The following is a 22,134-nucleotide window of genomic DNA, read 5'->3' as shown; positions in this document are numbered from 1 at the left end:
ATCCTCAAACGGGGTAGCCGGAGCCCACCTGCACCCCGTTCAGCCATTCCTGATTCAGGGTCTCGGTATCCCCCAGGTAGTCCAGCAACCAGGCCATGGCCGGCGACAGTTTGTTCTGCGCCCACGCCACGCACGACGGGCTGGCGGGGAAGGGCCGGGACAGTTGCAGGGCACTCAGCTCGCCGCGGTCGATCCATGGCTGCACCAGGTGCGCCGGTGCCATGCCGACGCACAGGCCGTCCCGCAGGCAATCAATCGCCGAAGCCCAGTGCGGCACCACCAAGCGACGCTGGTTATCCAGGGTCCAGGTGTCGCGCTTGGGCAGGTTGCGCGAGGTGTCGGTCATGCACAGGGAGGCGAAGGGCCGCAATTGGTCATCGCTGAGCAGGCCTTCTTCCGCCGCCAGCGGATGGCGGCTGCTGACCACGCACAGCCAGTTCAGCAGGCCCATGTCGCGAAACGTGAATTGACTGGCCACCGGCACCGCGCTGGTGGCGCCGATCACGATATCGGTGCGGTCATCGGCCAGGGCATCCCACACACCGTTGTACACCTCGTATTCCATCAGCAATTCCACCTCCGGGAACTGCCGATAGAAATCCAGCACCAGTTGCCGACAGCGCTGCTGTTTAACGATGGAATCCACCGCGACCTTCAACTGGCCACTCCAGCCATTGGCCACTTGCTGGCACAGCCGGCGGGTGCCGAGCATTTTTTTCATGACGCCACGAGTTTCGTCGACGAACAATTTACCGGCGGGCGTCAGCTCCACGTCCCGATGACGTCGGACAAACAGCGGCACTGCCAGCCACTCTTCGATTTGCCGCACGGTGTAGCTGATGGCCGATGGCACGCGGTGCAGTTCCTGGGCGGCGGCGCTGAAGCTGCCGTGGCGGGCCACCGCATCCACGACATCCAGGGAGTATTCAGACCACATGGGGATTGCCTTCAAAAATATTGATAAGAGTGTTCAATTATTATCGCTTCACAGGGAAATGCTCAGCTTCATAATAGGCGCCAGTCAGCAAATAGTTTGATGGCAGTTTATACAAGGCTTCAATGAAAAATTCTTTTGGATTCACCTGGTACCTGGCGGGGCTGAGCATGCTCGGCTATCTGGCCATGGATATGTACTTGCCGGCGTTTGGCGCCATGGGCGAGCAACTGCAGATTTCCCCCGGCGCAGTGGGCGCAAGCCTGAGTATTTTCCTCGCCGGCTTCGCTGTCGGGCAGTTGCTGTGGGGGCCGCTGTCCGACCGGCTCGGGCGCAAGCCGGTCCTGCTCACTGGCCTCTCCCTGTTTGTGCTCGGTTGCCTGGGCATGTTCTGGGTCGAGACCGCACCGCAACTGTTGGCCTTGCGTTTTGTCCAGGCGATTGGCGTGTGTTCCGCCGCTGTCAGTTGGCAGGCGCTGGTGATCGACCGCTACCCGGCGGACAAGGCGCATCGTGTGTTCGCCGGCATCATGCCGCTGATGTCTCTATCACCGGCCCTGGCGCCGCTGCTGGGGGCGCTGATGTTGAATCACTGGGGCTGGCAGGCGATCTTCGGTGTGTTGTTGGTGGTCTCGCTGCTCCTGCTGCTGCCTACGTTGTTTCTCAGACCGCTGCCGAAACGCCTGACAACCGATGCCGAACGTTCCCGGCTCGGCTATGGGCAATTGCTCAAGTCGCGGGTGTTCACCGGCAACGTGATGATCTTTGCCGCGTGCTCGGCCAGTTTCTTTGCCTGGCTCACCGCCTCGCCGTTCATCCTCGGCGGCATGGGCTACAGCCCCAATGACATCGGCTTGAGCTACGTGTTGCCGACGCTGTCGTTCCTGATCGGTGGCTACAGTTGCCGCAGTGCATTGCAGCGGTTCCAGGGCAAGACTTTGTTGCCGTGGCTGCTGCTGGCGTACTGCATCAGCATGGTCGCGTTGTACCTGGTCGCGACCTTGACCGTGCCGACGCTCGCCACCTTGCTGATTCCGTTCTGCCTGATGGCGCTGGTCAATGGCGCCAGCTATCCGATCGTGGTGGCGAATGCGCTGATGCCGTTTGCAGAAAATTCCGGCAAAGCGGCAGCCTTGCAGAACACCTTGCAGTTGGGCCTGTGCTTTCTAGGGAGCCTGATTGTGTCGTCGATGATCGACCAGCCGCTGTTGATCACCGCGATCGTGATGCTGGCGACCGCGCCATTGGCCGTGTTGGGCTATTGGCTGGCGCGGCCGAAGGTTGACGATGCGGATGCCGACCTGGTGCGCGCCCGCTAGAACGTCACTTCCATGTTCACCGTCGGCGTTGATGTGCGGCTGCCCCGGCCGCCGTCTACGCCGAATTTGTTATGCCAATACTCGTAACCCACCCCCAGATACAGGTTCGGCTTGACGCTCTTTCCCGGGCGCACCGCCACCATCAGCGCGGCGCGCATCAGGGTTTCCGGCGCGGTGTCGCGGCCATGGAAGTCCTCGCCTTTTTCCCCGACGTGATTGATAAACCCCTGGAACTTCGCCCCGTGGGCGCCTATCTCGAAAGGCCGCATCCAGGCCAGGTTGAGCATGTAGGTATCGTCGAAGGTATGGTCGGGTTCTTTCGCGCCGGGAATGCCGGAATGGTTTCTTTCCTTGTAGTACATCAGGCTCAGGTCCAGCACGCCGACGGTGTTGAACTTCAAGGTCGGGCCAATCACCAGTGCACGTTTTTTCGCCGAGGCCAGGTTGTTGTTGCGGTTGGCGTCAAAGCCGAAGGTGAGGGCGTAATCCTTGATCACCCCGGTGCCCAGCGGCACATCGAATACCCGTGAGGCATACAGCTGATGCCGGTACACGGCATACACTTCGCTGCCGCCGTGGTCGGTGCCCTTGCGTGGGTCGCGGCTGTCGGACAGGAACACATCGAGGTTCAGGTAGTTGCTGCCGTACTGGTAGCCGCTGGCGTGGGTGAAGCTGTAGATACGCTTGCTGAATTCATCCGGGTTGTTCGGATTGGTGAACTGCTGGCCGTAGCGAAATCCTACGCTGTTGTTCATCCATTCCAGCGCGACAGCCTCCCCGCCGCCGAACAGGGTGAGTAATACGGTTGCGCCGTGCAGTGCCTTTTTCATTGTTTTAATTCCTTTGGCGTTTTGGCTCATGGCGACCGCGCAAGGGTCGCCGGGCGCAGTATCGGCACATCCGATGTGGGTTCCAAAGAACAGAATCTCGCCTGGGCCGATGCCGAAACGGCAGCACTGAAGCTGGCCTGGGAGTCAGGAAATACGCGGCGCCGAGGGCGTTTCCTGATGTTCGCGCAAGTTGATTTCTTCACTGAGCAGATGGGCCATCGCTTGTACCGCCATCGGCAAGTCCCGATCTTTGCGGGCGTACAAGCCGAGGTCGCTGAAGATCCCGCCCTGGTCGCTGAGTGGGATGTGCAAGAGTTCGCCACGGGCCAAATCGGCCTCCACGCCAATGCGCGTCTGGAACGCGATGCCCAGTTGCTGGCGCGCCAGTTGCCGGGCCAGTTCCATTGAGTTGCTTTGCAGCAGCGGCTTGTTCGCCGCCGAACGCTTGTGCAGCGGCGCGATCAGGTGATGAACCGAAAGTTCGCTCTTGGCCTGGATCACCCCGTGTTCACAGCAACGTGCATAACTCACGCACGCCTCGCCGGCCAATGGATGCCCCGGCGCCATCAGCGCACCCAAGCGGAAATGGCCGACACACACCTGGATGGTTTCGCTGCTGCGCGGTAAGGCAAAGGCCAGCCCCAGGTCAGCCTGGCCGTTGACCACCGCGCCGGGAATCGACTGCGAACCTTGCACCGTGACGCCAACGGTCACTTTCGGATAGCGCTCACGCATGCGCTTGAAGGCGGCGGGCAGCAGTTCCACGGTGGCGCCTTCCACCGTGGCGATTTCCACATGGCCGGTCTGCACGCCGTTCAAGCCGTCCAGTTCGCCGCGCACGCGCTCCACATCCTGCAACAGGACACTCACGTGGCGGGTCAGGATCTCACCGGCAGCGGTCAGGCGCAGCCCGCCGGGCAGGCGCTCGAACAGCGCCGCGCCCACTTCGTCCTCCAGCTTGAGGATCTGCCGGTTCACCGCCGAAGACGCCACATTCAGGCGGCGTGCGGCTTCGCGGATCGAGTGGCAACGGCGAACCATGTCGAAGTAGTAAATCGCCGGAGCGTGGATGCGCAGCTTGCGGTTGAGCATTTTTTTCAAGTCCTTGTGCGCAGCACTTCGAGCCACGGGGCAGGGCGGCTGAATGGATTTTTGTAACGCCGTTGGTGGTCTCTTTGTGAAACTGATTGTATACAACTCTATGGACATCCAATCTTTCTATTGCATACAGTGAGTGCACAACAAAAACAGAGAACCCCTCACCATGACTATCCCGAAGGCGTCACCGCAGCGGCCAGAAGACGAGAATCTCGGCGTCGCGGCCAACATGGCTTACGGCCTGCAGCATGTGCTCACCATGTACGGCGGCATCGTGGCCGTACCGTTGATCGTCGGCCAGGCGGCCGGGTTGTCCCCGGCCGATATCGGCCTGCTGATCGCCGCCTCGCTGTTTGCCGGTGGCTTGGCCACGCTGTTGCAAACCCTGGGGTTGCCGTTCTTCGGCTGCCAGTTGCCGCTGGTGCAAGGGGTGTCCTTTGCCGGGGTGGCGACCATGGTGGCGATCGTCGGCAGCGACGGCGCGGGCGGTATCCCGGCGATACTCGGGGCGGTGATGGCCGCGTCCTTGATCGGCTTGCTGATCACCCCGGTGTTCTCACGAATAACCAAATTCTTCCCGCCGCTGGTCACCGGGATTGTGATCACCACCATCGGCCTGACCCTGATGCCCGTCGCCGCCCGCTGGGCCATGGGCGGCAACAGCCGCGCGGCGGATTTCGGCAGCATGCCAAACATCGGTCTGGCGGCGTTGACTCTGGTGCTGGTGTTGCTGCTGAGCAAGATCGGCAGCGCGACCATCTCGCGACTGTCGATCCTGCTGGCAATGGTGATCGGCACAGTGATCGCGGTGTTCCTCGGCATGGCTGACTTCTCCAGCGTGACCCAGGGCCCGATGTTCGGCTTTCCCACGCCCTTCCATTTCGGCATGCCAACCTTCCATTTGGCGGCGATCATTTCCATGTGCATCGTGGTCATGGTGACCCTGGTGGAAACCTCGGCGGACATTCTCGCAGTGGGTGAAATCATCGACACCAAGGTCGACTCCAAGCGCCTCGGTAATGGACTGCGCGCGGATATGCTGTCGAGCATGTTTGCGCCGATCTTCGGTTCGTTCACCCAGAGCGCGTTCGCCCAGAACGTCGGGCTGGTGGCGGTGACCGGGGTCAAGAGCCGCTACGTGGTTGCCACCGGCGGGATATTCCTGGTGATCCTCGGCCTGCTGCCGTTTATGGGGCGGGTGATTGCGGCAGTGCCGACTTCAGTGCTGGGCGGTGCCGGGATCGTGCTGTTCGGCACCGTGGCTGCCAGTGGTATCCGGACCTTGTCCAAGGTTGATTACCGCAACAACATGAACCTGATCATCGTCGCCACTTCCATCGGTTTTGGCATGATCCCGATTGCGGCACCGAGTTTCTATGACCACTTCCCGAGCTGGTTCGCGACCATTTTCCATTCAGGGATCAGTTCGTCGGCGATTATGGCGATCCTGTTGAACCTGGCGTTCAACCACTTCACCACGGGCAACTCGGACCAGCAGTCGGTGTTTGTTGCGGGGACTGAGCGCAGCCTGTGCTTCCAGGATGTGGCGGCGTTGCGGGACGGGGATTACTTCAGCGGCGGCAAGTTGTTTGATGCCGAGGGCAAGGAGATTCCGTTGCTGGCAGAAGTGCCGAAGAAAGCGGTGGTGCAGGGCAGAGCGCAGACCAGCGAGGTGTAACAGCCACAAAGAGTCCAATGTGGGAGCGAGCAAGCCCGCTCCCACATTTTGATCTCAGCCAGTCTTGAGCGTTCTGTGGGGTACGGAACAAGCCTCATCCAGAAACTGCACCACTGTCCCCATGCACGCCTGTCGCTCTTCAACATGGGGCATGTGGCTGGAGTCTTCGAACAGCGCCCAGCGCACATCGGCGATCTCATCCAGGAACGGCTTGACCACCAGCGGCGTGGCCTCGTCATGCCGGCCGGAAATCACCAGGGTCGGCACATTGACCTTCGACAGACGGCCAATCACGTTCCAGTCTTTCAAACTGCCAATCACATGGAATTCCGTCGGGCCGCTCATGGCGTGGTACACCGTCGGGTCGGAATCCACCTGGGCGAAGGTGCGGGCGACTTCTTCCGGCCATGGATTGACCCGGCATACGTGCTGGTCATAGAAAATCCGCGAAGCCGCCAGGTACTCAGGGTCTTGATAGGTGCCGGCCTGTTCGTGCTTGAGCAGGGTCTCGTGCACGCCTTCTGGCAGCAGCTTGCGCAGGCGGTTGGCCTCGGCGACCCAGGTCCGCATGCAGGTCGGCGAGTTGGCCGGGATAAACGCACGCAGGCCCTTGGGTTGCAGGATGGCGTGTTCGCTGCCGAGCATGCCGCCCCAGGATTGCCCCAGGATTGCGTAGTTGTTGCTGATCTGCAGGTGGTCCAGCAGATTGTCCAGTTCTTCCAGGAACAGGCCGACGGTCCAGAATGAAGGGTCTTTATCGGGCAAGTGCGTGGAACGGCCATTGCCCAGTTGGTCGTAGTGAATGACCGCGTGGCCACTGGCAGCCACGTCCTTGTAGGCGTCGACATAATCATGGGTGCAGCCCGGGCCGCCATGGAGGATGACCAGTGGCGTGAGGCCGCTGTTCAGATCGCCGGTGACCCGATACCAGGTCTGGTAGTCGCGAAAAGCCGCATAGCCTTCGCGAATGGTGTCGATGAATTCCATTTCGTGCCCTGCCCTGAGGAAAAGTGATCAGGCACACGATAGTCGGCACAGAAAGTTTAAGTAACTAGCAAAACAGCTAGGTTTTGCCTTCGTATCAGTCTTCCAGCAACCGGTAATGGGTGGCGCGCACGACCGCTTGTACCCGGTTCTTGGCCCCCAGCTTATGCATGGCCGACGCCAGGTGCAGGGTGACAACGGCCAGGGAGCGGCTCAATTGCGTGGCGATTTCGGCGGCGGTCAGGCCGTCGGCGGCCCATTTCAGGCATTCGCGCTCACGCTTGGTCAGGCGGATGTGCGGGTACGAGCGCAGTTCCTTGCTGAACAGCGGGTAGGCGGCTTCCTGCAAGGCGTGGGTAATCAGGTTGAAATCCGACAGGGTCTGGCGAGCATCCTCCAGCACCGTGCTGGCCTTGCCGGTGCGCAGGCCGGTCAGTGAGGCGAAGCCGCCACGGGGCAAATGGATCGGCACGCTGACGCCGCAGGTCATCTGCCGGTCGTGCAGGTAGCTGGAAACGGGGGCGTGGCAGGGGTCGATGATCTTTTGCAGCGCGGTATCGGCCTTGGCCTCGTAGGACCAGACAAACGGTGAAACCGTCGACAGCGCGAGGTGTTGCACTGGATCGATCTGATAAAAACCGGAGCTGCACCACAAGCTGTACCAGTCGGGTGGCGTATTGCGCAGTTGCAGCACAGAAGGGGTGATCAGTGCACCATTATGGTCAATGGGCACGGGGGTGTAGTCGTAGACCAGCGCATCAAAACCCAGGTCCTGGGCCAGTACGAGGGTGTTGTCCATCTGTTCATCCAGGCTCCTGCCGGGGATGAGACGGTCATTAAAGGCAGTTAACCTGGCCAGCATCCGTTCTGCTCCCGAATTCGTTTGAATCTCGTCTTGCTGCAAGTAGAATGCCACGCCCCGGCGAAGGACTGCCAGACCAAACCTATAAGAATTACCAGGTTATGGACGCGCGGCATCCTCGGTAGTGTTGGCCTTTAAACGGCCACTATCCCCAGGGCCGACACACAACAAGGAATGTATGCATGTGGCGTGAAATTGCCCCCGACCAGCAGTACAACGTGCAAGTCGATGGCCACAACCTCGTGGCCTACAGCTTTGGCGAAGGCGATGAAGTGTTGCTGTGCCTCAATGGCGGCCCGGGGCTGCCTTGCGACTACTTGCGCGACGCCCATGGCTGGCTCAAGGACAACGGCCTGCGAGTGGTTGCATTCGACCAGCTTGGCACCGGCGCATCAGCCAGACCGACCGATGTTTCGCTGTGGGAAATCAGCCGTTATGTCGAAGAAGTCGAGACGGTGCGCCAGGCCTTGGGCCTGGGGCGCGTGCACCTGCTGGGACATTCCTGGGGCGGATGGCTGGGCATCGAATACGCCATTCACTACCCCGACGCGCTGAAAAGCCTGATCCTGGAAAACACCGTCGGCGACATTCCGCACCTGTCACTGGAGCTGGAGCGCCTGCGCGGCGCCCTCGGTAGCGAGACCGTGGCGATGATGCAACGCCACGAAGCCATGGGCACCCTCGACCATCCGCAGTACCAGGCCGCCATCACCTTGCTCAATTACCGCCACGTCTGCCGCCTGGACGAGTGGCCGGCGCCGGTCCAGCGCTCCCTCGGCGACTGGAACATGGGGCCCTACGAAACCATGCAGGGCCCCAACGAATTCCTCTACATCGGTAACCTCAAGGACTGGAATCGCATCCCCGAGATGGCCGAATTCAAGATGCCGATACTGATCACCACCGGCCAGCACGACGAACTGACCCCGGCCTGCGCCATGCGTATGAAAAGCGCGGCCAGGCACGCTGAATTGCACGTGTTCCCCAACAGCAGCCATATGCCGTTTTACGAAGAGCCCCAGGCTTACTTTCCGGTGCTGCTGGACTTCCTTGCTCGTCACCGAGGCTGACGGATGAACCTGGCGCGTTACCGTTTTGTGCTATCCCGGCCACTGCAATTGCTGCCGGTGCTGTTTGGCATCAGCCTGATCACCTTTGTACTGGTGCGTTCGATTCCCGGTGACCCGGCGCGGGCCCTGCTGGGTTCGCGCAGCACCCCGGACGCCTTGCTGAAGATCCGCGCCCAGTACGGTCTCGACCAGCCACTGTGGCTACAATATTTCTACTTCCTGAAAAACCTGCTCAAGGGCGACCTCGGCCAGTCCCTGCTGTACAAGGTCGACGCACTGAAACTGATCGTCACCCGCATCGAGCCGACCCTATTCCTGGTGCTCGGCAGCGTGCTGCTGGCGCTGTTGATCGCTGTGCCGCTGGCCACCGTGGCCGCGCGTAATAAAGGCGGATGGGCGGATAACCTGATCCGGCTGTTTACCACGGTCGGCCTGGGCATGCCGGCGTTCTGGCTGGGCCTGATGCTGATTCTGTTGCTCAGCGTGCAATGGGGCCTGTTCCCGGTGTCCGGGTATGGGCGCACTTGGCTGGACAAGGCGCACCACATGGTTCTGCCGTGCCTGACCATCGCCCTGGCCCTGTCGGCGGTGCTGGTGCGCAACCTGCGGGCGAGCATGTTGATGGAATTGCAGGCCGATCACGTCACCGCCGCCCGGGCCCGCGGCTTGTCGGAGGCGGCGGTGTTTCGTCGCCATGTGCTGCCCAACTCCCTGGTGCCGGCGGTCAACCTGCTGGCGGTGAACATTGGCTGGCTGATCAGCGGCACGGTGGTGATCGAAAGCCTGTTCGCGATTCCCGGCATCGGCCAGTTGTTGGTGCGCGGGATTTTCACCCGCGATTACATGGTGGTGCAGGGCGTGGCGATGGTGCTGGCCTGTGCCACCGTGCTGGTCAACTTTGTTGCCGATGTGGTGACGGTCGCACTGGACCCGCGAGTGAAGATGCAATGAGCAGCCGCCCCTTGATTGCCCCGTGGCGCTTGCGCCTGCGCTTTGGTTTCCGCAATGGCCGGCTGACGGCGGCCTGGGGTCTGTTGATTCTGCTGACATGGCTGGCGCTGGCGCTGTTCGCCCCGTGGATCGCACCGTTCGATCCAATTGCGCAAAACACCGACATCAGTTTGCTGGGCCCCAGCCTCGCCCATCCATTTGGCACGGACAACTACGGTCGAGACATTCTTTCGAGGGTGATCTGGGGCGCGCGCATCGACCTGCAACTGGCGGTGGTTGGGGTGATCTTCCCGTTCCTGATCGGCACCTTTGTTGGCGCGGTGTCCGGTTATATCGGCGGGCGTTTTGACAGTTTCTGCATGCGGGTGATCGACGTCATCCTCGCGTTCCCGTTCCTGGTGCTGATGCTGGCGATCATGGCCATTCTCGGCCCGGGTTTGAAGAGTTTCTATATCGCCATGGCGCTGGTGGGCTGGGTGTCCTACGCGCGGCTGATCCGCTCGCAGATCCTGGTGCTCAAGGAAAGCGACTTCGCCCTGGCCGCCAAAAGCCTGGGCTTTGGCCATGGGCGCATTCTGTTTCGGCATTTGTTGCCTAACGCGATGTTCGGCTCGATTGTGTTCTCGATGTCTGACGCGGTGCTGGTGTTGCTCAACGGTGCAGCCGTCAGCTACCTCGGCCTGGGCGTACAGCCGCCGACCGCCGAGTGGGGCACCATGGTTGCCGAAGGCCAGGCGTTTATCACCACCGCCTGGTGGATTTGCACCTTCCCGGGCCTGGCCATCGTGACCCTGGCCATGGGCTTCAGCCTGCTGGCCGATGGTGTGGCGCAAGTGCTGGGGGATCGCTCATGAGTCTTCTGCAGGTGCAGGACCTGAGTGTGATCGCCAACAACACCGGGCGCGATGTGACCTTGGTGGACCGAGTCTCCTTCGACCTGGCCGAAGGTGAAATCCTCGGCCTGGTGGGCGAAAGCGGTTCGGGCAAGACCATGGCCTGTCGCGGGCTGATGCGCTTGCTGCCGTCCCCGAGCTTGCGGGTGCAGGGCGGCTCGTTACGTTTGGCCGGCCAGGAGTTGCTCACGCTGGATGATGCCGGGATGCGCGCGGTGCGCGGCGGGCAACTGGGGATGATTTTCCAGAACCCCAGCAGTCACCTCGACCCGTTGATGCGCATCGGCGAGCAGATCGCCGAAGGCATCCGCCTGCATCAGGGTGCATCGAAAAAGACGCGCGCTTGCAGGCCATCGAGGTGCTGCGCCAGGTTGGTATTCCCGATCCCCAGGTGCGAATCGACAACTATCCTCACGAGTTTTCCGGCGGCATGCGCCAGCGGGCGATGATCGCCGTGGCCTTGGGCTGTAATCCAAAAGTGCTGATCGCCGATGAGCCGACCACCGCCCTCGACGTGACTGTGCAGGCCCAGATCCTGCGCTTGTTGTTGGACCTGCGGGACCAGCGCGGCCTGTCGATCATCATGATCACTCACGACCTGGGCGTGGTGGCGCAAACCTGTGACTCCATCGCCGTGATGTACGCCGGCCGCTTGTGTGAGCACGGCAGCAAATACGAACTGCTGGCACATCCGCAACACCCGTACACCGCCGGCCTGATCGAGTGCCAGCCCGCCACCAGCAGTGGGCACGCCTTGTTGCGCACCATCGCCGGGCAGCCGCCGCTGCTCGATGCCTTGCCCAAGGGCTGTCGGTTCAACCCGCGTTGCCCGCAAGTCGGCACCTTGTGCACCGAGCTGTTGCCGGAAGGCGCACGGGTTGCCTGCCACTATCCCCTGGGAGTTCGCCCATGACGTTGTTACAGGTGAATGACCTTGAAGTGCGTTTTGCCGCCGCTGGCAGTGGCCTGTTTGGCCTGAATAAACAGTGGGTGAGGGCGGTCAATGGGGTGTCGTTGACCCTGGCGGCCGGCGAAACCCTCGGGTTGGTGGGCGAGTCCGGCAGCGGGAAAAGCACTCTCGGGCGGGCGATCCTGCACCTGAATCCCATCAGCGCCGGGCAGGTGGTGTTTGATGGCATCGACATGGCCCACGCCGGGCCTGTCGACATCGCGCGTTTGCGGCACGAGACGGCGATGATCTTCCAGGATCCCTATGCGGCCCTGAACCCGCGTCTGACGGTCGGCGAAACCATCGCCGAAGTCCTGCGGGTGCAGCGCAAGGTGGCGTCAGAAAACATTCCACGCCGGGTCGACGAATTACTCGACCTCGTAGGCCTGCGCCCCGAACTCGCCAGCCGCAAGCCCGGCTCTCTCAGCGGCGGCCAGTGCCAGCGCGTCGGCATCGCCCGGGCGCTGGCGGTGGAGCCGCGGCTGATCATCGCCGACGAATGCGTGGCTGCCCTGGATGTGTCGATCCAGGGCCAGATCATCAACCTGCTGCTGGAACTGCAACAGCGCATGAACCTGGCGATCCTGTTTATCGCCCACGACCTGGCCATCGTCCGCCGCCTGTGCGACCGGGTGGCGGTGATGTACCTGGGGAAAATCGTCGAGGAAGGTCCGGTGGAGGCGGTATTCACCACGCCGCGCCATCCCTACACCGCAGCGTTGATCCAGGCGATCCCGGAGATTGATCCGTACCGCCCGTTGCCCAGCGAACCGTTGCCGGGCGAGCCGCCGAGCCCACTGAAGCTGCCCAATGGTTGCGCCTTTCACCCGCGTTGTCGGCATGCGCGAGCCGTGTGTGCCGAGGTATTGCCGCCGACTCACGTCGTGCAAACGCATCGGTACAGTTGCGTGCTTGAAGAACCTTTGCTTTGAACCCTTCCTGCCGATCATGAACAACCGCCGTTATAGACAAGGAGTTATGACATGCAATCCCGTCACTTGAAGTTGCTCGCCGCCGCCACACTCACCGCGTGGTCGCTGACCGCCGGTATCGCCCACGCGGCCGGTGTACTCACCATCGGTTGCCGCGAAGACAGCACCACGTTTGACCCGATCAAAAGCGCGCAGAACCGCGACACCTGGGTGTTCGCCAACGTCTACGACACCCTGGTGCGCGTGGACAACCTGGGCACCAAGATGGAACCGGGGCTGGCCGAAAGCTGGGACATTTCCAAGGACGGCCTGACGTACACCTTCAAACTGCGGGCTGCGAAGTTCTCGGATGGCTCGCCGATCACTGCTGACGACGCCGCCTTCAGCCTGTTGCGCATTCGCGACAACAAGGCCTCGCTGTGGAGCGACCCGTTCAGCCTGATCAACACCGCCAAGGCTGCTGATCCGCAGACGCTGGTCGTGACCTTGAAAACCCCGGCGGTCGCCTTCCTCTCGCAACTGGCTTCGCCGACGGTGTCGATCCTGTCGGAAAAAGCCATGACCAAGATGGGCGAAGACGCCTACTCGGAAAACCCGGTGACCTCCGGCGCGTTTACCGTGGACGAGTGGCGCAAGGGCGATCGGGTGATCCTGAAGAAGAACCCGAACTTCTGGCAGGCCGGTAAGGTGAGCCTGGATGGCGTGGAGTGGGTGTCGGTCACTGACGACAACACGCGCATGCGCATGGTGCAGAACAACGAGCTGGACACGGCGATCTTCGTCCCGTTTTCCCGGGTTGAAGAGCTGAAAAAAGACAAGAACGTGGTAGTCCACTCGGACCCGTCGACCCGTGAAGATCACCTGTTGATCAACCACGCCCACGGCCTGCTGGCCAAGCCGGAAGTGCGTCAGGCGCTGGACATGGCCATCGATAAACAATCGCTGGTGAAAACCGCCACCTTCGGCCAAGGCACCGTGGCCTATTCCTACATCCCAAAAGGCTCGCTGTACCACTACGCCAACAACCTGCAGCGCCCGTATGACCCGACCGAAGCCAAGAAACTGCTGGCTGCGGCCGGTGCCCAGGACTTGAAGCTCAACTACGTGGTCAACGCCGGCAACGAAGCCGACGAGCAGATTGCGGTGATGATCAAAGATCAGTTGGCCAAGGTCGGCGTGACGGCCAACCTGCAAAAGGTCGACCCGACCCAAAGCTGGCAGATGCTGGTGGACGGCGAATACGATATTTCGGTGATGTACTGGACCAACGACATCCTCGACCCGGACCAGAAGACCACCTTCGTGCTGGGCCACGACACTAACCAGAACTACATGACTCGCTACAAGAACGACAAGGTCAAGGACCTGGTGGCGGCCGCACGGATCGAGGCGGATCCGGTCAAGCGTGAGCAGATGTATGTGGACCTGCAGAAAATGGCGAAACAGGATGTGAACTGGATCGACCTGTACTACAGCCCGTACATCAACATCTCACGCAAGAACGTGAGCAACTTCCTGCAAAACCCGTTGGGGCGCTTCACCCTTGAGGAAGTGGTGAAGAACTAAGTTTTTAGCCGCACCACGAACCAATGTGGGAGCTGGCTTGCCTGCGATGCTGGCACCTCGGTGTTTCAGTTACACCGCGGTGATGCTATCGCAGGCAAGCCAGCTCCCACACAGACCGTGTCAGCTGTTATTGCGCGTCAAACGCCTGCCCATTGATGCCCGTACTGTCCGGCCCCATCAGGTACAGGTACACCGGCATGATTTCTTCCGGTGTCGGGTTATCGGTCGGGTTCTCCCCTGGATACGCCTGGGCCCGCATGCTGGTGCGGGTGGCGCCCGGGTTGATGCTGTTGGCCCGCACCGGTGCAACGTTATCCAGCTCGTCCGCCAGGGTTTGCATCAGGCCTTCGGTGGCAAACTTCGACACCCCGTACGCCCCCCAATAAGCCCGGCCCTTGCGGCCCACGCTGCTGGAAGTGAACACCACCGACGCATCCTGGGACAGCTTGAGCAGCGGCAATAGCGTGCTGGTCAGCATGAACATCGCGTTGACGTTCACGTGCATCACCCGCATGAAGTTCTCACCGGACAACTGCTCGATGGGCGTGCGCGGGCCGATGATCGAAGCGTTGTGCAGCAGGCCGTCGAGGTGGCCGAATTCCTTTTCGATCATCGCTGCCAGCTCATCGTATTGATGGGGCAGGGCGGTCTCCAGGTTGAACGGGATCACCACCGGCTGTGGCTGGCCAGCGGCTTCGATTTCGTCATACACCTGGGCCAGGTTGGCTTCGGTCTTGCCCAGCAACAGCACGGTGGCGCCGTGGGCCGCATAGGTTTTTGCCGCTGCGGCACCGATTCCGCGACCGGCGCCGGTGACCAGGATGACCCGGCCCTTGAGCAGTTCTGGACGTGCGGAGTAATCAAACATAAACAACCTCGACAAAGTTCACAGAAAATCCATGTGATTAATTGCGGCTAAGGCTGGCTAAGGCTTCTGTGGCGAGGGAGCTTGCTCCCGTTCGACTGCGCAGCAGTCGCGAAAAGCGGAGCTGCTTCGCAACCCAACGGGAGCAAGCTCCCTCGCCACAAAGTTGCATCTACCTCAGGCAGTCCCAATCAGCAGCTGCACAGCGCGCTATCCAGCACTTTGCGCAATTCCAGCGGGTGATCCACCACCACGTCGGCACCCCAGTTGCGCGGGTTGTCGTCCGGGTGGATATAGCCATAGGTGACCGCCGCGGTGCGGGTGCCGGCGTCGCGGCCCGATTCGATGTCCCGCAGGTCATCACCCACGAACAGCACGCTCGCCGGGTCCAGGTCGAGCATCTTGCACGCCAGGATCAACGGCTCCGGGTCCGGCTTGCTGTTCTTCACGTGGTCCGGGCAGATCAACAGTGCCGAGCGTTCCGCCAGGCCCAGTTGCTGCATGATCGGTTCGGCAAAGCGCAGTGGCTTGTTGGTGACCACGCCCCAGATCAGCTTGGATTTCTCGATATCCACCAGCAGCTCTTCCATGCCTTCGAACAGCTTGCTGTGAATCGCGCAGCCCTTGAGGTAACGCTCCAGGAATTCCTGGCGCAGCTCTTCAAAGCCTGGGGATTCGGGGTCCATGGAAAAGGTCACGGCAACCATCGCCCGGGCGCCGCCGGAGATTTCATCGCGGATGTGCTGGTCGTTCATCGGCGCCAGGCCGCGGTCAGCCCGCATGGCCTGGCAGATGGCGATAAAGTCCGGCGCGGTGTCCAGCAGGGTACCGTCCATGTCGAAAAGAACCGCTCGCAACTTCACAGGCTTACTCCTCGCGCAGGGTCTGGATCATGTAGTTGACGTCAACGTCGCTGGCCAGCTTGTAGTGCTTGGTCAGCGGGTTGTAGGTCAGGCCGATGATGTCCTTGACGGTCAGCCCGGCCTGGCGGCTCCAGGCGCCCAGCTCGGAAGGGCGGATGAATTTCTTGAAGTCATGGGTGCCGCGAGGCAGCAGCTTCATGATGTATTCGGCACCGATGATCGCGAACAGGTAGGCCTTCGGATTGCGGTTGATGGTGGAGAAGAACACCTGGCCACCGGGCTTGACCATACTGAAGCAGGCGCGGATCACCGAGGATGGGTCCGGCACGTGCTCGAGCATTTCCAGGCAGGTGACCACGTCGAACTGCCCGGGCATCTCTTCGGCCAGCTCTTCAGCGGTGATCTGCCGGTATTCAACGCTCACGCCGGATTCCAGCTGATGCAACTGGGCCACGGCCAATGGGGCTTCGCCCATGTCGATACCCATCACGGTGGCGCCGCGTTGGGCCATGGATTCGCTGAGAATCCCGCCGCCGCAACCTACATCCAGTACCTTCTTGCCGGCCAGGTTGACGCGCTCGTCAATCCAGTTGACCCGCAGCGGGTTGATGTCGTGCAGGGGTTTGAACTCGCTTTCGCGGTCCCACCAGCGATGGGCGAGGGCTTCGAATTTGGCGATTTCAGCGTGGTCGACGTTGCTCATGGGGAATCCTCTAAATCTGATAAAACGTTTTGCTGGCCCTGGCATGTGCTGCCAGGGCCAGCGTTATTCGCTGTGTCCGCTGATGCGCTGGCCCCAGGCGATGGCCGTGGCGCACACCTGTTGCTCATCCAGGCGGGTCAGTTGCCGGTCGTCGAGCAATTGCTTGCCGCCGACCCAAAGGTGTTTCACACAATCGCGTCCGGTGGCATATATAAGCTGTGAGACCGGATCGTAGATCGGTTGTTGCGCCAGGCCCGACAGGTCGAAGGCCACGATATCCGCAGCCTTGCCGACTTCCAGCGAGCCGATTTCACTTTCCAGGCCCATGGCCCGGGCGCCGTTGAGGGTGGCCATGCGCAAGGCGCGATGGGCATCCAGGGCGGTGGCCGAGCCGGCGACGGCCTTGGCCAGCAACGCGGCGGTGCGGGTTTCGCCCAGCAGGTCGAGGTCATTGTTACTGGCGGCACCGTCGGTGCCTACTGCCACATTGACGCCGGCTTGCCACAGGCGTTCCACCGGGCAGAAGCCGCTGGCCAGTTTCAGGTTGGATTCCGGGCAGTGGATCACGCTGGTGTTACTTTCTACCAGTAAAGCCAGGTCGTCATCGCTGATTTGGGTCATGTGAACGGCCTGGAAGCGCGGCCCCAGCAAGCCCAGGCGGCCCAGTCGTGCCAGCGGGCGTTCACCGCGCTGTTCAACGGACTGCTGCACTTCGAAGGCGGTTTCATGCACGTGCATGTGGATCGAGGCGTCCAGCTCCTCGGCGATCATGCGGATTTTTTCCAGGTTTTCATCGCAGACGGTGTACGGCGCGTGGGGGCCGAAGGTGATTTTGATCCGTGGGTGATGCTTGAGATCGCCGAACAGCTCGACGCCCTGGCGAATCGCCTCGTCGGCGTCAGCGGCACCGGGAATCGGGAAATCCAGGATCGGGATGGCGATTTGCGCACGGATGCCTGCGTTGTGCACGCGTTCGCTGGCGACTTTCGGGAAGAAGTACATGTCCGAGAAACACGTGATGCCACCTTTTATCTGCTCGGCGATCGCCAGGTCGGTGCCGTCGCGCACGAAGGCTTCGTCGACCCACTTGGCCTCGGCGGGCCAGATGTGGTTTTCCAGCCAGGTCATCAGTGGCAGGTCGTCGGCCAGGCCGCGAAACAGCGTCATGGCCGCGTGGCCGTGGGCGTTGATCAGGCCGGGGCTGAGCAGCATGCCCGGCAGTTCGCGCACTTCGGTCGCTGCGAGCTTCAAGGCCGCAGCGCGTGGGCCGATAAACGCAATGCGTCCGTCACGAATGCCCAGGCCGTGCTCCTTGAGCACTACGCCGGCAGGCTCGACAGGTACCAGCCAGGTGGGCAGCAGCAATAAGTCGAGCGGGGCGGCAGTCGGTGTCATCGAGGGCAGTTTCCCAAGCATCTATAAAGAACGGCGAAGTATACCCGAGCGTCCTGGCTGGCGGATCGCTATAATCGGCGGCTTTTGTTCATGAGTGCGGGGTGAGGGATGCGCGATCGACTGTTGGCAGCGGAGAAAGTGAAGGCCATCGACTGGCGTGATGGCGCACTGTACCTGCTCGATCAGCGTATTTTGCCGTCTGCGCAAACCTGGGTCGCCTGTACCAGTGCGGCGCAAGTGGCCGAGGCCATTCGCTTGATGGTGGTGCGCGGTGCACCGGCCATTGGCATCAGTGCGGCGTATGGTCTGGTGCTGGCCGCCCGTGCTCACATCGCTGAGGGCGATGACTGGCAGGCCGCCTGGGAAGAGGACTACGCGCTGCTGGCGGATTCCCGTCCGACGGCATCGAATCTTTTCTGGGCGATGAAGCGTATGCGCGATTGCCTCGATCGGCTCAAGAAACACGCCGACCCGCTGGCGGTACTCGAAGCCGAGGCGGTGGCAATTCACCAAAGCGACCGCGAAGCCAACCTGACCATGGCGCAACTGGGTGTGGAACTGATCCGCAAGCACCAGGGCAACGTCCAGGCGATTCTTACCCATGGCAATGCGGGCGCGCTGGCGACGGGCGGCGTCGGTACGGCCCTCGGCGTGATTCGCGGGGCGTTCCTGGAAGGCATGGTGGAGCGAGTCTACGCCAACGAAACCCGGCCCTGGCTGCAAGGCTCGCGGCTGACGGCCTGGGAGTTGGCCAATGAGGGCATCCCTGTCACCGTGAATGCCGATTCGGCCGGCGCGCATATTCTCAAGACCAAGGGCGTGACCTGGGTGATCGTCGGTGCCGACTGCATTGCGGCCAATGGTGACGTGGTCAGCAAGATCGGCACGTATCAGTTGGCGGTGTGCGCCATGCACCACGGCGTGCGCTTCATGGTGGTGGCAGCCAGCTCCACCATCGACCTGATGGCGGCCAGTGGTGATGACGTGCCGCTTGAAGAGCGCGACGCCCGGGAGCTGCTGGAAGTCGGCGGCACCCGTGTAGCCGCCGATGTAGACGCCTTCAATCCGGTATTTGACGTGACGCCAGCGGACCTGATTGATGTGATCGTCACTGAAAAAGGCATCGTCGAACGCCCGGACACGGCGAAGATGGCGCAATTGATGTGTCGTAAACGCCTGCATTAAGGCAATTCGCCTCCAAAAAACGCCCTGGATTCATTTCTAAGCCCCTCTCGTCGCCGTCAAGCCTGTCATCCGTCAACTTACTATGCTCCATGCGCATCAGGGGGATAGGTGCGTGGCGGCGATTGTGATAACATCCGGCGGTTTCCAGGGTCACCCCAAGGGGTAACCTTTAATGCGCAGATCCGTGTCATAACTCGTTGATTTGTCGTAAGTCGTTGCCAGGCATCATGCCGGCAGCGGCGAGCTTCGTTCGTCCCATAGGATGTGACGAGGTTTCACCCGAAAAAGGAATCAGGCTTCTCATGGGCGAACTGGCCAAAGAAATCCTCCCGGTCAATATCGAAGACGAGCTGAAACAGTCCTACCTCGACTACGCGATGAGCGTAATTGTCGGTCGGGCACTGCCTGATGCGCGCGATGGCTTGAAGCCCGTGCACAGGCGTGTGCTGTTCGCGATGAGCGAGCTGGGTAACGACTGGAACAAGCCGTACAAGAAATCTGCCCGTGTTGTCGGTGACGTGATCGGTAAGTATCACCCTCACGGCGACACTGCGGTGTACGACACCATCGTTCGGATGGCCCAGCCGTTTTCCCTGCGCTACCTGCTGGTAGACGGCCAGGGTAACTTCGGTTCGGTCGACGGCGATAACGCTGCGGCCATGCGATACACCGAAGTGCGCATGACCAAGCTGGCGCACGAGCTGCTGGCGGACCTGCACAAGGAAACCGTGGACTGGGTGCCGAACTACGACGGCACCGAAATGATCCCGGCGGTCATGCCGACCCGTATTCCCAACCTGTTGGTCAACGGCTCCAGCGGTATCGCCGTGGGCATGGCCACCAACATCCCGCCACACAACCTCGGTGAAGTGATCGACGGTTGCCTGGCCCTCATCGACAACCCCGAGCTGACCGTCGATGAGCTGATGCAGTACATCCCCGGCCCGGACTTCCCGACGGCCGCGATCATCAACGGTCGTGCCGGCATCATCGAAGCCTACCGTACCGGTCGTGGCCGCATTTACATGCGCGCCCGCTCGATCATCGAAGACATCGACAAGGTCGGTGGCCGTCAGCAGATCGTCATCACCGAACTGCCTTACCAGCTGAACAAGGCGCGTCTGATCGAGAAGATCGCCGAGCTGGTTAAAGAGAAGAAACTGGAAGGCATCACCGAACTGCGCGACGAGTCTGACAAAGACGGTATGCGCGTGGTGATCGAGTTGCGTCGTGGCGAAGTGCCTGAGGTGATCCTCAACAACCTCTACGCCCAGACCCAGCTGCAAAGCGTATTCGGTATCAACGTGGTTGCGCTGATCGACGGCCGCCCGCGCATCCTGAACCTCAAGGATCTGTTGGAAGCCTTCGTGCGTCACCGCCGCGAAGTGGTGACCCGCCGTACCGTGTTCGAACTGCGCAAGGCCCGTGAACGCGGCCACATCCTGGAAGGCCAGGCGGTTGCGTTGTCGAACATCGACCCGGTCATCGCCCTGATCAAGGCCTCGCCGACCCCGTCGGAAGCTAAAGAAGCCCTGATCAAGATGCCGTGGGAATCCAGCGCCGTAGTGGCGATGGTTGAACGTGCCGGTGCCGATTCGTGCCGTCCGGAGACCCTGGACCCACAATACGGCCTGCGCGACGGCAAATATTTCCTGTCGCCGGAACAGGCCCAGGCCATTCTGGAACTGCGTCTGCACCGTCTGACCGGCCTGGAACACGAGAAGCTGCTGGCCGAGTACCAGGAGATTCTCAACCAGATCGGCGAGTTGATCCGCATCCTCAATAGCGCCGTGCGCCTGATGGAAGTGATCCGCGAAGAACTGGAAGTGATTCGCGCCGAATACGGCGACGTGCGCCGCACCGAGATTCTCGATGCCCGTCTCGACCTGACCCTGGGTGACATGATCCCGGAAGAAGATCGCGTCGTGACCATCTCCCACGGTGGCTATGCCAAGACCCAGCCGTTGGCTGCGTACCAGGCCCAGCGTCGTGGCGGTAAAGGCAAATCGGCTACCGGCGTCAAGGATGAGGACTACATCGCTCACCTGCTGGTCGCCAACAGCCACACCACGCTGCTGCTGTTCTCCAGCAAGGGCAAGGTGTACTGGCTGAAAACCTACGAAATCCCGGAAGCGTCCCGCGCCGCCCGTGGTCGTCCGTTGGTCAACCTGCTGCCGCTGGACAGTGATGAATACATCACCACCATGCTGCCGGTGGACGAGTACACCGAAGGTCACTTCATCTTCATGGCCACTGCGAAAGGCACCGTGAAGAAGACCCCGCTGGAATCCTTCAGCCGTCAACGCAGCGTGGGCCTGATCGCCCTCGAACTGGACGAAGGCGACGTGTTGATCAGCGCGGCCATCACCGATGGCGAGCGTGAAGTCATGCTGTTCTCCGATGGCGGCAAGGTCACGCGTTTCAAGGAATCCGACGTTCGCGCCATGGGCCGTACCGCCCGCGGTGTGCGCGGCATGCGTCTGCCGGAAGGGCAGAAGCTGATTTCGATGCTGATCCCGGAAGAAGGCAGCGAGATCCTCACTGCTTCCGAGCGCGGTTATGGCAAGCGCACCGCTATCAGCGAGTTCCCGGAGTACAAACGTGGTGGCCAGGGCGTTATCGCCATGGTCAGCAACGACCGCAATGGCCGTCTGGTCGGCGCGGTCCAGGTGCTCGACGGCGAGGAAATCATGCTGATTTCCGACCAGGGCACCCTGGTGCGTACCCGGGTTGATGAAGTGTCGAGCCTGGGGCGTAACACCCAGGGCGTGACCTTGATCAAGCTGGCCAAGGACGAAAAACTGGTCGGCCTCGAGCGTGTCCAGGAGCCATCGGAAGTGGAAGGCGAAGAGCTGGAAGGTGAAGAGGGGATTGCACTCGAGGGGCAAGTGATCGGCGATGCCGATGACGGCGTCGACGAGCCAACACTCGACGCTGCCGCAGACGAAGAAGAACCGCAGGAATAAGCGGACACACAGGGGGCGGATGAAGATTCGCCCCCTTGTTGTTTGTCCCTTTTGAAAATGTTGAAACCCCGAATTATTGCACCACCCCACC

General features: G+C 61.4%; 18 protein-coding genes and 1 pseudogene. 10 read left to right on the top strand and 9 right to left on the bottom strand.

Features of this window, described 5'->3' with window-relative positions:
* Positions 1–4: 4 nt before the first annotated feature.
* Entirely contained in the window at positions 5–937 is a 933-nt protein-coding gene (gene punR, locus JFU58_RS26380) for a DNA-binding transcriptional activator PunR (protein WP_017477299.1), read from the bottom strand.
* Positions 938–1,059: 122 nt separating this feature from the next.
* Here punR and punC point away from each other — a divergent pair, with 122 nt between their 5' ends.
* On the top strand, positions 1,060–2,253 hold the full coding sequence (gene punC / locus JFU58_RS26375; protein WP_093200278.1) for a purine nucleoside transporter PunC: 1,194 nt from the start codon (positions 1,060–1,062) through the stop codon (positions 2,251–2,253).
* On the opposite strand, the gene JFU58_RS26370 is transcribed toward punC, so the two are convergent.
* Both JFU58_RS26370 and JFU58_RS26365 read right to left on the bottom strand, forming a co-directional pair.
* Positions 2,250–3,083 carry a nucleoside-binding protein gene (locus tag JFU58_RS26370; protein ID WP_177026808.1) on the bottom strand — a complete coding sequence of 278 codons (834 nt, stop codon included), beginning with the start codon at positions 3,081–3,083 and terminating at the stop codon, positions 2,250–2,252. The two genes, punC and JFU58_RS26370, sit on opposite strands and share 4 nt — an antisense overlap.
* Positions 3,084–3,227: 144 nt before the next feature.
* On the bottom strand, positions 3,228–4,175 hold the full coding sequence (locus tag JFU58_RS26365; RefSeq protein ID WP_201142734.1) for a LysR family transcriptional regulator: 948 nt from the start codon (positions 4,173–4,175) through the stop codon (positions 3,228–3,230).
* 172 nt (positions 4,176–4,347) lie between these two features.
* Between JFU58_RS26365 and JFU58_RS26360 the strand changes: the two genes are divergently transcribed.
* Positions 4,348–5,859 (top strand): nucleobase:cation symporter-2 family protein, encoded by a 1,512-nt coding sequence (locus JFU58_RS26360; protein WP_177026806.1) that lies wholly within the window; start codon positions 4,348–4,350, stop codon positions 5,857–5,859.
* 54 nt (positions 5,860–5,913) lie between these two features.
* On the opposite strand, the gene JFU58_RS26355 is transcribed toward JFU58_RS26360, so the two are convergent.
* Together JFU58_RS26355 and JFU58_RS26350 are read right to left on the bottom strand one after the other, a co-directional pair.
* Positions 5,914–6,846, bottom strand: a complete 933-nt coding sequence (locus tag JFU58_RS26355; protein WP_177069600.1) for a proline iminopeptidase-family hydrolase — start codon at positions 6,844–6,846, stop codon at positions 5,914–5,916.
* A gap of 94 nt (positions 6,847–6,940) precedes the next feature.
* The gene (locus JFU58_RS26350) at positions 6,941–7,705 is read right to left on the bottom strand and encodes a LuxR family transcriptional regulator (RefSeq protein WP_063032184.1); all 765 of its coding nucleotides are present in this window, start codon (positions 7,703–7,705) and stop codon (positions 6,941–6,943) included.
* Between the two features lie 182 nt (positions 7,706–7,887).
* Between JFU58_RS26350 and JFU58_RS26345 the strand changes: the two genes are divergently transcribed.
* The 6 genes and pseudogenes from JFU58_RS26345 (at position 7,888) to JFU58_RS26320 (ending at position 14,066) form a co-directional block, all read left to right on the top strand.
* Positions 7,888–8,775 (top strand): proline iminopeptidase-family hydrolase, encoded by an 888-nt coding sequence (locus JFU58_RS26345; protein WP_017477306.1) that lies wholly within the window; start codon positions 7,888–7,890, stop codon positions 8,773–8,775.
* Positions 8,776–8,778: 3 nt separating this feature from the next.
* Complete coding sequence (locus JFU58_RS26340; protein WP_010176243.1) at positions 8,779–9,726, top strand: ABC transporter permease; 948 nt, start codon at positions 8,779–8,781, stop codon at positions 9,724–9,726.
* Positions 9,723–10,580 (top strand): ABC transporter permease, encoded by an 858-nt coding sequence (locus JFU58_RS26335; RefSeq protein ID WP_201142733.1) that lies wholly within the window; start codon positions 9,723–9,725, stop codon positions 10,578–10,580. The genes JFU58_RS26340 and JFU58_RS26335 overlap by 4 nt, the downstream gene beginning before the upstream one ends.
* A pseudogene (locus tag JFU58_RS26330) lies at positions 10,577–11,532 on the top strand (ABC transporter ATP-binding protein). The gene JFU58_RS26335 and the pseudogene JFU58_RS26330 overlap by 4 nt, the downstream one beginning before the upstream one ends.
* Positions 11,529–12,500, top strand: a complete 972-nt coding sequence (locus JFU58_RS26325) for an ABC transporter ATP-binding protein (protein ID WP_177019495.1) — start codon at positions 11,529–11,531, stop codon at positions 12,498–12,500. Before JFU58_RS26330 ends, JFU58_RS26325 begins: the two are co-directional and overlap by 4 nt.
* A gap of 51 nt (positions 12,501–12,551) precedes the next feature.
* Entirely contained in the window at positions 12,552–14,066 is a 1,515-nt protein-coding gene (locus tag JFU58_RS26320) for an ABC transporter substrate-binding protein (RefSeq protein WP_201142732.1), read from the top strand.
* 127 nt (positions 14,067–14,193) lie between these two features.
* Here the strand turns inward: JFU58_RS26320 and JFU58_RS26315 are convergent, their stop codons facing one another.
* From JFU58_RS26315 to JFU58_RS26300, 4 genes are all read right to left on the bottom strand, one after another.
* Positions 14,194–14,934 carry a YciK family oxidoreductase gene (locus tag JFU58_RS26315; RefSeq protein WP_003218829.1) on the bottom strand — a complete coding sequence of 247 codons (741 nt, stop codon included), beginning with the start codon at positions 14,932–14,934 and terminating at the stop codon, positions 14,194–14,196.
* A gap of 188 nt (positions 14,935–15,122) precedes the next feature.
* Positions 15,123–15,794: an N-acetylmuramic acid 6-phosphate phosphatase MupP gene (gene mupP, locus JFU58_RS26310; RefSeq protein ID WP_063032175.1), complete on the bottom strand. Its 672-nt coding sequence runs from the start codon at positions 15,792–15,794 to the stop codon at positions 15,123–15,125.
* Between the two features lie 4 nt (positions 15,795–15,798).
* On the bottom strand, positions 15,799–16,497 hold the full coding sequence (ubiG, locus tag JFU58_RS26305; RefSeq protein ID WP_093200259.1) for a bifunctional 2-polyprenyl-6-hydroxyphenol methylase/3-demethylubiquinol 3-O-methyltransferase UbiG: 699 nt from the start codon (positions 16,495–16,497) through the stop codon (positions 15,799–15,801).
* A gap of 63 nt (positions 16,498–16,560) precedes the next feature.
* A complete protein-coding gene (locus tag JFU58_RS26300; protein WP_017477313.1) occupies positions 16,561–17,892 on the bottom strand; it encodes a TRZ/ATZ family hydrolase in 1,332 nt (443 codons plus the stop codon).
* A gap of 108 nt (positions 17,893–18,000) precedes the next feature.
* Here JFU58_RS26300 and mtnA point away from each other — a divergent pair, with 108 nt between their 5' ends.
* Both mtnA and gyrA read left to right on the top strand, forming a co-directional pair.
* The gene (mtnA, locus tag JFU58_RS26295; protein ID WP_201142731.1) at positions 18,001–19,077 is read left to right on the top strand and encodes an S-methyl-5-thioribose-1-phosphate isomerase; all 1,077 of its coding nucleotides are present in this window, start codon (positions 18,001–18,003) and stop codon (positions 19,075–19,077) included.
* Between the two features lie 302 nt (positions 19,078–19,379).
* Entirely contained in the window at positions 19,380–22,043 is a 2,664-nt protein-coding gene (gene gyrA, locus JFU58_RS26290) for a DNA gyrase subunit A (protein WP_017477315.1), read from the top strand.
* Positions 22,044–22,134 lie beyond the last annotated feature (91 nt).

The sequence above is a fragment of the Pseudomonas sp. TH34 genome (genome assembly GCF_016650865.1).
Lineage (GTDB): Bacteria > Pseudomonadota > Gammaproteobacteria > Pseudomonadales > Pseudomonadaceae > Aquipseudomonas > Aquipseudomonas yamanorum.
Note: the sequence above shows the minus strand (reverse complement) of the source record. Positions and strands in the feature narration are given on the sequence as shown.

What these genes read in the sequence shown, in the direction of transcription:
- punR (WP_017477299.1), bottom strand. Translation starts at nt 937, where the DNA reads ATGTGGTCTGAATACTCCCTGGATGTCGTGGATGCGGTGGCCCGCCAC.
- punC (WP_093200278.1), top strand. Translation starts at nt 1,060, where the DNA reads ATGAAAAATTCTTTTGGATTCACCTGGTACCTGGCGGGGCTGAGCATG.
- JFU58_RS26370 (WP_177026808.1), bottom strand. Translation starts at nt 3,083, where the DNA reads ATGAAAAAGGCACTGCACGGCGCAACCGTATTACTCACCCTGTTCGGC.
- JFU58_RS26365 (WP_201142734.1), bottom strand. Translation starts at nt 4,175, where the DNA reads ATGCTCAACCGCAAGCTGCGCATCCACGCTCCGGCGATTTACTACTTC.
- JFU58_RS26360 (WP_177026806.1), top strand. Translation starts at nt 4,348, where the DNA reads ATGACTATCCCGAAGGCGTCACCGCAGCGGCCAGAAGACGAGAATCTC.
- JFU58_RS26355 (WP_177069600.1), bottom strand. Translation starts at nt 6,846, where the DNA reads ATGGAATTCATCGACACCATTCGCGAAGGCTATGCGGCTTTTCGCGAC.
- JFU58_RS26350 (WP_063032184.1), bottom strand. Translation starts at nt 7,705, where the DNA reads ATGCTGGCCAGGTTAACTGCCTTTAATGACCGTCTCATCCCCGGCAGG.
- JFU58_RS26345 (WP_017477306.1), top strand. Translation starts at nt 7,888, where the DNA reads ATGTGGCGTGAAATTGCCCCCGACCAGCAGTACAACGTGCAAGTCGAT.
- JFU58_RS26340 (WP_010176243.1), top strand. Translation starts at nt 8,779, where the DNA reads ATGAACCTGGCGCGTTACCGTTTTGTGCTATCCCGGCCACTGCAATTG.
- JFU58_RS26335 (WP_201142733.1), top strand. Translation starts at nt 9,723, where the DNA reads ATGAGCAGCCGCCCCTTGATTGCCCCGTGGCGCTTGCGCCTGCGCTTT.
- JFU58_RS26325 (WP_177019495.1), top strand. Translation starts at nt 11,529, where the DNA reads ATGACGTTGTTACAGGTGAATGACCTTGAAGTGCGTTTTGCCGCCGCT.
- JFU58_RS26320 (WP_201142732.1), top strand. Translation starts at nt 12,552, where the DNA reads ATGCAATCCCGTCACTTGAAGTTGCTCGCCGCCGCCACACTCACCGCG.
- JFU58_RS26315 (WP_003218829.1), bottom strand. Translation starts at nt 14,934, where the DNA reads ATGTTTGATTACTCCGCACGTCCAGAACTGCTCAAGGGCCGGGTCATC.
- ubiG (WP_093200259.1), bottom strand. Translation starts at nt 16,497, where the DNA reads ATGAGCAACGTCGACCACGCTGAAATCGCCAAATTCGAAGCCCTCGCC.
- JFU58_RS26300 (WP_017477313.1), bottom strand. Translation starts at nt 17,892, where the DNA reads ATGACACCGACTGCCGCCCCGCTCGACTTATTGCTGCTGCCCACCTGG.
- mtnA (WP_201142731.1), top strand. Translation starts at nt 18,001, where the DNA reads ATGCGCGATCGACTGTTGGCAGCGGAGAAAGTGAAGGCCATCGACTGG.
- gyrA (WP_017477315.1), top strand. Translation starts at nt 19,380, where the DNA reads ATGGGCGAACTGGCCAAAGAAATCCTCCCGGTCAATATCGAAGACGAG.